7 protein-coding genes and 2 pseudogenes are annotated in these 8,161 nt (G+C 51.1%); 3 read left to right on the top strand and 6 right to left on the bottom strand.

Features of this window, described 5'->3' with window-relative positions; all coding sequences use genetic code 11:
* Positions 1–80 precede the first annotated feature (80 nt).
* Positions 81–956: pseudogene (locus tag ACSZO4_RS23595) on the bottom strand (MFS transporter); the annotation flags it as partial.
* A gap of 220 nt (positions 957–1,176) precedes the next feature.
* On the opposite strand from ACSZO4_RS23595, the gene ddlA reads away from it, so the two are divergent.
* Positions 1,177–2,277 carry a D-alanine--D-alanine ligase gene (gene ddlA, locus ACSZO4_RS23590; RefSeq protein ID WP_437891510.1) on the top strand — a complete coding sequence of 367 codons (1,101 nt, stop codon included), beginning with the start codon at positions 1,177–1,179 and terminating at the stop codon, positions 2,275–2,277.
* Here the strand turns inward: ddlA and ACSZO4_RS23585 are convergent.
* On the bottom strand, positions 2,274–2,513 hold the full coding sequence (locus ACSZO4_RS23585; RefSeq protein ID WP_437891509.1) for a DUF2754 domain-containing protein: 240 nt from the start codon (positions 2,511–2,513) through the stop codon (positions 2,274–2,276). The genes ddlA and ACSZO4_RS23585 overlap by 4 nt on opposite strands.
* Before the next feature lie 252 nt (positions 2,514–2,765).
* Between ACSZO4_RS23585 and ACSZO4_RS23580 the strand changes: the two genes are divergently transcribed.
* Positions 2,766–3,068 carry a DUF2755 family protein gene (locus ACSZO4_RS23580; protein ID WP_437891508.1) on the top strand — a complete coding sequence of 101 codons (303 nt, stop codon included), beginning with the start codon at positions 2,766–2,768 and terminating at the stop codon, positions 3,066–3,068.
* On the opposite strand, the gene ACSZO4_RS23575 is transcribed toward ACSZO4_RS23580, so the two are convergent.
* The 3 genes from ACSZO4_RS23575 to ACSZO4_RS23565 form a co-directional block, all read right to left on the bottom strand.
* Complete coding sequence (locus tag ACSZO4_RS23575; protein WP_437891507.1) at positions 3,062–4,198, bottom strand: DUF1615 domain-containing protein; 1,137 nt, start codon at positions 4,196–4,198, stop codon at positions 3,062–3,064. The genes ACSZO4_RS23580 and ACSZO4_RS23575 overlap by 7 nt on opposite strands.
* A 13-nt stretch (positions 4,199–4,211) precedes the next feature.
* Positions 4,212–5,432, bottom strand: coding sequence for a peptide antibiotic transporter SbmA (sbmA, locus tag ACSZO4_RS23570; RefSeq protein WP_437891505.1), 1,221 nt, complete (start codon positions 5,430–5,432; stop codon positions 4,212–4,214).
* A 121-nt stretch (positions 5,433–5,553) separates the two neighbouring features.
* Positions 5,554–6,087 carry an isochorismatase family protein gene (locus tag ACSZO4_RS23565; protein WP_437891504.1) on the bottom strand — a complete coding sequence of 178 codons (534 nt, stop codon included), beginning with the start codon at positions 6,085–6,087 and terminating at the stop codon, positions 5,554–5,556.
* A gap of 195 nt (positions 6,088–6,282) precedes the next feature.
* On the opposite strand from ACSZO4_RS23565, the gene ampH reads away from it, so the two are divergent.
* Positions 6,283–7,440, top strand: a complete 1,158-nt coding sequence (gene ampH, locus ACSZO4_RS23560; RefSeq protein WP_437891503.1) for a D-alanyl-D-alanine-carboxypeptidase/endopeptidase AmpH — start codon at positions 6,283–6,285, stop codon at positions 7,438–7,440.
* 21 nt (positions 7,441–7,461) lie between these two features.
* Here the strand turns inward: ampH and ACSZO4_RS23555 are convergent.
* Positions 7,462–8,087 (bottom strand): annotated as a pseudogene (locus ACSZO4_RS23555) (helix-turn-helix domain-containing protein).
* Positions 8,088–8,161: the final 74 nt, after the last annotated feature.

Below are 8,161 nucleotides of genomic sequence, written 5' to 3'. Positions count from 1 at the left end.
CGGGCATCGTGAAAAATCTATGGCAAAGAAAGCCTTATGTTCTCATAACTGACGATTAAATCGCACCTTCCTTAGCAGTATCAGACTTTGGTTTTGCGTAATACAACGGCCAGTTGCCATATATTAATCAGCACAACCAGCGCAGTGGCAACAAACACCCAGCGGAATCCCGCCATCGCAGACACCGACGCGCCCATCAGCGGCCCCACCACATTACCAAGATACATAAACGACTGGTTATAACCGAAAATACGCCCCGTCACCTGGTCGCTGGAGTATTTGAGCAGCAGAGTTTGCACCGCCGGAAGCATCGCGCCATCGGCAAATCCAAGCAGGAAACGCAGGACGCCTAATTGTAACGGCGAGGTGACAAACGACATGGCGAAGAACAATATCACCGCGCAGGTAAGGGTCGCCATCAGGATACGGGCAGTACCAATACGGTCACCGAGTTTACCCAGTCGTGGAGCGGACATTAATGCCGAAACACCCGGAATGGCGGCAATCAGGCCACTGAGAAAAGCAATGTTATTGCTGTCCGGCGTCATCGACTGAATAAAGAGCGCCAGAATTGGCCCCACCGACCCGTTACACAGCTGAATGACCATTGTCGTCACAAACAGGCTGATGACCAGACCAGGATAAGGCAGCGTCGAAAATACCGCTTTACCGCTCAGTCGCTGCGCCTTACTGATTTTTGGCCTGGCGCCCTCTTTAATTAAAAACAGGGTAACCAGAAAGCTGATGACCAGCAAAATGGCGGTGATCAGAAAAACCATCCGCAGGCCAAAGTGGTCCGCCAGGAAGCCGCCGAGAAGCGGCCCGCCAATCACACCGCTTATCTGCGACGTGGAGAGCGTACTGAGCGCCCACCCGCTGCGCTCTCTCGGCGCCTGTGACGCCACCAGCGCCATAGCGTTGGGAATATAGCCGGAGGTTAGCCCCATCACGCCACGCCGGTGCGGCCATATCCGCCGTTCCAGCACCGGTTGACGGTGGCTTCCTCATCCAGGCCTTAAGAGCAGACGAGCAAGAGGATTCCATCCCGATTACGAACAGAAAAACAGTGTGTGCGATCGGGCTTTTTCCTTTCAAACATCCGCCTATTTATCACTGAAAACAGGATGGCAGAAGTGATATGGTATGTGCTTTCTGAATGATTGAGTGAAAGGTGTGATGGCAAAACTGCGGGTAGGGGTCGTGTTCGGTGGTAAGTCGGCTGAGCATGAAGTGTCGCTGCAATCGGCGAAGAATATCGTCGATGCAATGGATAAGTCGCGTTTCGAAGTCCTGCTACTTGGGATCGATAAGCAGGGGCAATGGCATATCAATGACGCGAATAATTATCTGCAAAATGCCAGCGATCCAGCGCGTATTGCGCTTAATCCATCGCCTGAGAGCGTGGCCCTGATCCCCGGTCAGACGACGCAGCAACTCATCAATGCCCACAACGGTTCGCCGTTCTCCCAGGTGGATGTCATTTTCCCGATTGTGCATGGAACCCAGGGTGAGGATGGCACGCTTCAGGGATTACTGCGGATGGCGAATTTGCCGTTTGTCGGCTCTGACGTTCTGGGCTCTGCGGCCTGTATGGACAAAGACGTCACCAAACGTCTGCTGCGGGATGCCGGACTCGCCGTTGCGTCCTTTGTCACTCTCACGCGCAGCAATCGTCATCATTTTAGCTTCGAGGATATGCAGGCCAGACTGGGCCTGCCGTTGTTTGTAAAGCCTGCCAATCAGGGCTCTTCGGTGGGCGTGAGCAAAGTCATCAGTGAAGCACAATATACGGCGGCAGTGGCTCTGGCCTTTGAGTTTGACCATAAAGTGGTGGTCGAAACAGGGATTAAAGGTCGGGAGATAGAGTGTGCGGTGCTGGGTAATGAAAACCCTGAAGCCAGCACCTGCGGCGAGATCGTTCTCAACAGCGAGTTTTACGCCTATGACACCAAGTATATTGATGATAATGGCGCGCAGGTCGTGGTTCCGGCGGCTATTGCGCCAGAAGTGAACGCGAAGATTCGTGCTATCGCCGTGCAGGCTTATCAAACGTTAGGCTGTGCCGGGATGGCGCGTGTGGACGTCTTTCTGACTGCGGAAAATGAAGTCATCATCAACGAAATCAACACACTGCCTGGCTTTACCAATATCAGCATGTATCCCAAACTGTGGCAGGCAAGCGGTATCAGCTACAGCGATTTAATCACCCGCCTGATCGAGCTGGCTCTGGCGCGCCATCAGGCCGACAGCGCGCTGAAAAGTTCGATGAACGGCTAATCTAACGGTTTTTCTTCCTCTTTCGCCGTCGCTTCGGCATCGTCCTCCGGACGGCGGCGAATAATAAATCCAGCCAACCAGAAGCTAATTATCCAGGTTACCAGACCGACGGCGTACTCCTGCCAGCCTTTGGCTTCAAACCCCAGCAGACCGACCACGCCATTAAGAATAAAAATCAGGCCAATCGCAAACGCATAGTAATGCCAGTCACGGCGTATTTTCGCGGGTAACTTCATGACAACTCCGGAAATAAAAAAAGCATCCTCGCACATTTCAACTTTCGCGTCTGTGTCGGGTGCGGAAATTCTGAAATGTTAGTGATGTAATGAAAACATTGCGAAAGTGTGAGTGCCCACGAAATTTACTCAACAGGGAACCATTCCGCAATGAAATTATCACCATTCTGATGTTGACAATTTAGCCAAACTGTCAAAATGAGGTTATGTCACAGACGCCATGCCAAAAAACAGAACCAACCGGAGGTCTCTATGGCTGACTTTACAATGTCGAAACCCTTTACGGGGAAGAAAACGCGCGGCGCCTCCACGTCTGGAAATATTGCTTACGCTGTATTTGTCCTGCTCAGTTTCTGGGTGGGCGCACAACTGCTTAATCTGTTAGTCCATGCGCCAGGCCTGTTTGAAAACCTGCTGCAGATCCAGGATGCCCGCCGCCCGCAGGTCGAAATAGGCCTTGGCGTTGGCACCATTTTTGGTCTGGTGCCATTTTTAGCAGGTAGCCTGATTTTAGGCTTTATTGGCCTTCTTCTTCGCTGGCGGCGCCATTATTGACCCGCAGCCATACACTGCGCCCGACGATCGTCAACCCGCTTCGCAAACCAGGCCGTCGTCAGGTTACGGGTAATTTTCGGGCTTTCCAGTTGGATCCCAGGCAGTATCTCTCGCGGTAACCTTTTACCGGTTTTCTGCTCTGCCAGTTGGAAGATACTCTGGTAAAGCGCCGTTTTCTCAAACGCGATGCTGTCCCCTTGCGCCAGTTGGCGGTGGATATCGCGATCGCCGATCGCCAGTTTGGATCCCAGTTTCCTCACCGCCAGTTCCGTGTTTCCAGCCGCATCGCTGTCATACGCAATAAGATCGCCATCCAGCGCCAGCTTAATCCCCGTCGCTTTACTCACCGCATTCTGAAAGGCTGCATTGCGACTGGCGTACCAGCCGGCATTAAAGTCGGCAAAACGGAAAATGGGCGCACTGTAGTTAGCCGGATAGTTAAGCAGATGATAAGTGCCAAACCACAGGCATCCACGACGGGTAAAGACCTCCTGGCGCACGGTTCCCGGCATGGCCCACGGGTAGCCCTGGGTGTGCTTTTCAGCAAATGCGACGCTAACCTGCATGGGGCCACCCGTATGTACCGGATTATAAGCGCCGAACAGCTTCTGTCCCATAGGTACGCTGCCGATAAAATCGTCAAAAATTTCACTCAACTGCTTTTCGGTGCGTACGTTATCCAGGCGATCGCTATAGCTTTTGCCATTCGGCGATTCAATTTTCAACGCGGTATGGACCAGAATCTGCGGAATATGCAAACTAGCCGCCCGCCGGTCTATCTCTTTCCAGGCAATCTTATTCAGGCCGGCAACAGCAGGATCGGCCTGATAATTCGACTCCTGTTGCGCCACCGCCAGTACGGAACAGATATTCTCCAGCGTGGGATCAATGCCCTGGCTCGCAAAAGTGGTGGCAAGATCCCTGGCCCATCCCTCCCGATCCTTTACGCTGGCGGGCATTTTTTGGCGGACAACACTGGCCACATCCTGCGGTTTTTGGGCTTCCTGCACGTCGGTCGCACGGGTATTTTGGTTGCTGCTCGTGCTTTTACTGGTAGTACAGCCTGCAAGAATACATCCCGCCAGCAGAGTCATTGTGGTCGCGAAAAGACGCGGCGCGCAAACGGACATAGTGTTCCTTGCGTTAGCTTAAGTGATTCGTCATTGGCGAAACCGGCTGGCCATCCAGCTCACGTTCAAAGCTCCGCAAACGTTTATAAATAGACATCAATTCGACAAGCGTGGTCCAGGAGGCAATCAGGTACTGGAACGAACTGCGAACCTGCTCAAAGACATTGGTTATCTGGCGCATCAGACCAAAGGTAATGGCGCCTGCCGCAATCGTCGGGAACAGTACGATCAGACCAAAAACCACATCAACCTGGAGATACAAAATACGGGCAATGTTGAAATACATATAGTGGAAATAGAGGCGGAAATAGTTGCGACGAACGGCGGAGAAGAGTTCACGTAATGTATTCGGCTTTGCTCTTTGCACATCATCTTCGCCGTAAACCAGCTCTTTACGATAAGCGGCTTCCACGCGCTGGTTCTTAAACTCCAGTCCCGGAAGCTTGATCCCGACAGCTGCCAGTAAAAATGTCCCCAACAGTGACCAGCCAATCGCTGCAATCACCAGGCCATAGGGAATATGCCCGACCAGTGGCAGCTCTGGCACATGTGGCGACAGTGCCACCAGCACCGGTAAAAATGCGATTAAGGTCATAACCGCATTAATAAAGCTGACCCCCATATCTTCAAGTGTGGTGGCAAAACGCATGGTGTCTTCCTGCACACGCTGAGCGGCACCTTCGATATGGCGCAGGTGATCCCAGTGCGCGGTGTAATATTCGTTCATCGCCGTTCGCCAGCGAAAGACGTAGTGGCTGACGAAGAAATTACTCAGTACGGCAACGGTCACGGCAATCAGCGCAATCCACAAAAAGGTACCAATTTCGCTATATAGTTGACTGATACCGACCTTATTTGGCGCACTGAGCGCGGTCTGAATAAGATCGTAAAACGGGGCATACCACGCATTAATGGCGACGCTGACTTCAACCTGAAACCAGGTAACGAAGATAATTAATGCGGTACCCAAAATTGACCATCGCTGCCAGCGCTGGGGAGAAAAATAAAACCAGAACAGCGCGAAAACCCCGGTACAGAGCGCGTAATAGACATAGAAAAGCAGGAAGTTAAGTGACCAGAAACGGGAGGCGCTGATTGGCACCTCCGCGGAGGCTCCCGTCAGACGCAGCAGTAAACTCTCACCGCCCGCCTGCCAGAAAACCACGGCGACCATGGCCCAAATAAAAGCCGAAAGAAAAAACAATTTCGGCATTGGGAAAAAAGACTTAAACATAATACTCTCCTGCGATTTCTTATTTTTGCATAGCTCACATGACAACAACGCTCACTCCGGATAAAAAAACACCCGAAGTCAGCATGTTAAAAACTGATGAATCAGACCAGAACCTAACGTCTTAGTTCGTCTGCCACTCTGTAAGAATTGTTTCGACGGATTTCACGAATACCGGATTATCCGGCACGATAAGGGTACGCCAGACTTCATTATAATGAGCGATAAGGGTTTCGGCTTTTGCTGCGACCCGGTTGGCGGTTGTGTGGGCATCGCCTGCGACGGTAATGCTATATCCCCGGCTGGCGCCGTTTTTTATCGTGGTGTCGACACAATAGTCCGTGGCGCAACCGCAGATAACAAACGCAGATATTTCATGCTCATCAAGCACCTCAGCCAGCCGTGTTTTGTAGAAACTATCGCAGGCCGTTTTGGTGACATAGAACGCGTTATCGGGCTGATAAAGCTCTGGCAGTAACTGGAATCCATCACTTCCCTCTTCCAGCCCTCCCGCTTCCTGATGCTGAATAAAAATAACCGCATCTGCGGCCTGGGTCAGCTTGTTTATCTGCTCTACACAGCGTTCACGCGCAATACGCGGGGTAGCAAACACCCCTTGCTGCATATCCACCACCATTACCACTCGCTTACCCGACATCGCCTGCCTCCAGAGATTTCTACGCAAAAACAGAAGGTATCACATGTTGCCTGCGCTTCCAGGCTCAGGAAAAAACTTCATATTTACGCATCGTTACGTAATTTCCTCAAATTATGTCTTTTTCGGTGCTTTGCAACGGGCCGCCAGGTAGTATAACTACGCATTATCCTTCCCTTTCTTATACGGATGCTTTCGTTGAAACGTTGTTTGTTTTTCTCCGCAATGCTGTATGCATGCTCGCTGACTGCTGTTTATGCTGCACAAACGTCACCCGATCCGGCTTTTGCGTCCGATATTGTCGATCGCTACGCTAACCATATCTTTTATGGCAGCGGCGCAACGGGTATGGCGCTGGTCGCCATTGATGGAAACCAGCGTGTATTCAGAAGTTTTGGTGAAACGCGTCCGGGTAGCAATGTGCGCCCACAGCTGGATTCCGTTATTCGTATTGCTTCGCTGTCAAAACTGATGACCAGTGAAGTGCTGGTAAAAATGTTTGATCAAGGGGTCGTAAAACTCAACGATCCTTTGAGCAAATATGCCCCTCCAGGCGCGATCGTACCAACATGGCAAGGCTCGCCGATTACCTTGCTAAACCTGGCAACACATACCAGCGCCCTGCCCCGTGAACAACCCGGAGGCGCCGCGCATCGCGATGTTTTTGTCTGGCCGACCCAACAGCAGCGCTGGAACTGGCTGTCTGGCGCAAAACTGAAGGTCAACCCAGGCACTCAGGCAGCCTATTCCAACCTGGCATTTGATTTACTGGCGGATGCTTTAGCTAAAGCCGCAGGCAAGCCTTACCCACAACTCTTTGAAGAGCAGATCACCCGCCCGCTGGGAATGAAGGACACCACCTTTACGCCATCGCCGGATCAATGTAAGCGCCTGATGATTGCTGAAAAAGGAGCCAGCCCCTGTAACAATACGCTGGCAGCAATCGGGAGTGGCGGCGTCTATTCAACACCCGGCGATATGATGCGCTGGATGCAGCAATTCCTGTCATCCGATTTCTATCACCGTAATATTCAGGCCGATCGCATGCAGACCCTGATTTACCAGCGTAGTCAGCTCACCAAAGTGATTGGTATGGATGTTCCGGGCAAAGCAGATGCACTGGGAATGGGCTGGGTCTATATGGGACCGAAAGATGGCCACCCAGGCATCATCCAGAAAACGGGCGGCGGCGGCGGTTTTATTACCTATATGGCGATGGTCCCGCAAAGTAATGTCGCTGTGTTTGTGGTAGTAACACGTTCGCCGTTAACACGCTTTACTAATATGAGTGATGGCGTCAACGACCTGGTTACCGAGATGAGCAACAATAAGCCTGTTGTGATCCCTGCATCCTGAAGATGAATTCAGCCGGGTGGATTAATAGTCATAAGGCAAGCGGTTGATATTCAGCAGCTTGCCTTTATGCATTTCGATATAGTTGCCTTTACGTAACGCGGAAAGAATCTCAGCAATTACCGAGCGGGAAATCCCCGTTCGGCGCTGAATATAATACATCACACCAATTCGTGCGCGTAATGCGTCATCCCATTCCTGCATAGTTAAAAGCGTCGAGCGTATCTGCTCGTAAGTGCTCCGGCCAATAAGCTGGCTGTCTCGTGTTTCAGCCAGTCGATGTAACCAGGTAAGCCAGGTAAAGGCTTCTCGCCAGAGATGATTTTCATCCAGCAAGGTTATCACGCGTATTGAAGGCAAATAATAACCAGTGCAAATACTTTGCGTGGTATAAATATATTCCGTGGGTCTTTTCATCACACCAGCACCGAGCCCGGTGATAAATGGCCCCTGAGCAATACCTAAAAGGACATCGTTACATTTTCTGCCAATAGAAAGTTCACCACTCTGAATAACAAGAGTGACATCTGTAGGATCACAAGAAGAAAAATTGAGAACTGAATTGCCTGGCAACTCAAAAAAATTGCCATGAGGGAAAAACATTTATCTAATGAATGGAACTCCGCAAGAGGTTTATTCAATGAAATCACTTAGGGAAGGTGCGATTTAATCGTCAGTTATGAGAACATAAGGCTTTCTTTGCCATAGATTTTTCACGATGCCC

The sequence above is a fragment of the Phytobacter sp. V91 genome (genome assembly GCF_965644225.1).
In the GTDB taxonomy this organism is placed as follows: Bacteria; Pseudomonadota; Gammaproteobacteria; order Enterobacterales; family Enterobacteriaceae; genus CBFFRJ01.
Note: the sequence above shows the minus strand (reverse complement) of the source record. Positions and strands in the feature narration are given on the sequence as shown.

What these genes read in the sequence shown, in the direction of transcription:
- ddlA (WP_437891510.1), top strand. Translation starts at nt 1,177, where the DNA reads ATGGCAAAACTGCGGGTAGGGGTCGTGTTCGGTGGTAAGTCGGCTGAG.
- ACSZO4_RS23585 (WP_437891509.1), bottom strand. Translation starts at nt 2,513, where the DNA reads ATGAAGTTACCCGCGAAAATACGCCGTGACTGGCATTACTATGCGTTT.
- ACSZO4_RS23580 (WP_437891508.1), top strand. Translation starts at nt 2,766, where the DNA reads ATGGCTGACTTTACAATGTCGAAACCCTTTACGGGGAAGAAAACGCGC.
- ACSZO4_RS23575 (WP_437891507.1), bottom strand. Translation starts at nt 4,198, where the DNA reads ATGTCCGTTTGCGCGCCGCGTCTTTTCGCGACCACAATGACTCTGCTG.
- sbmA (WP_437891505.1), bottom strand. Translation starts at nt 5,432, where the DNA reads ATGTTTAAGTCTTTTTTCCCAATGCCGAAATTGTTTTTTCTTTCGGCT.
- ACSZO4_RS23565 (WP_437891504.1), bottom strand. Translation starts at nt 6,087, where the DNA reads ATGTCGGGTAAGCGAGTGGTAATGGTGGTGGATATGCAGCAAGGGGTG.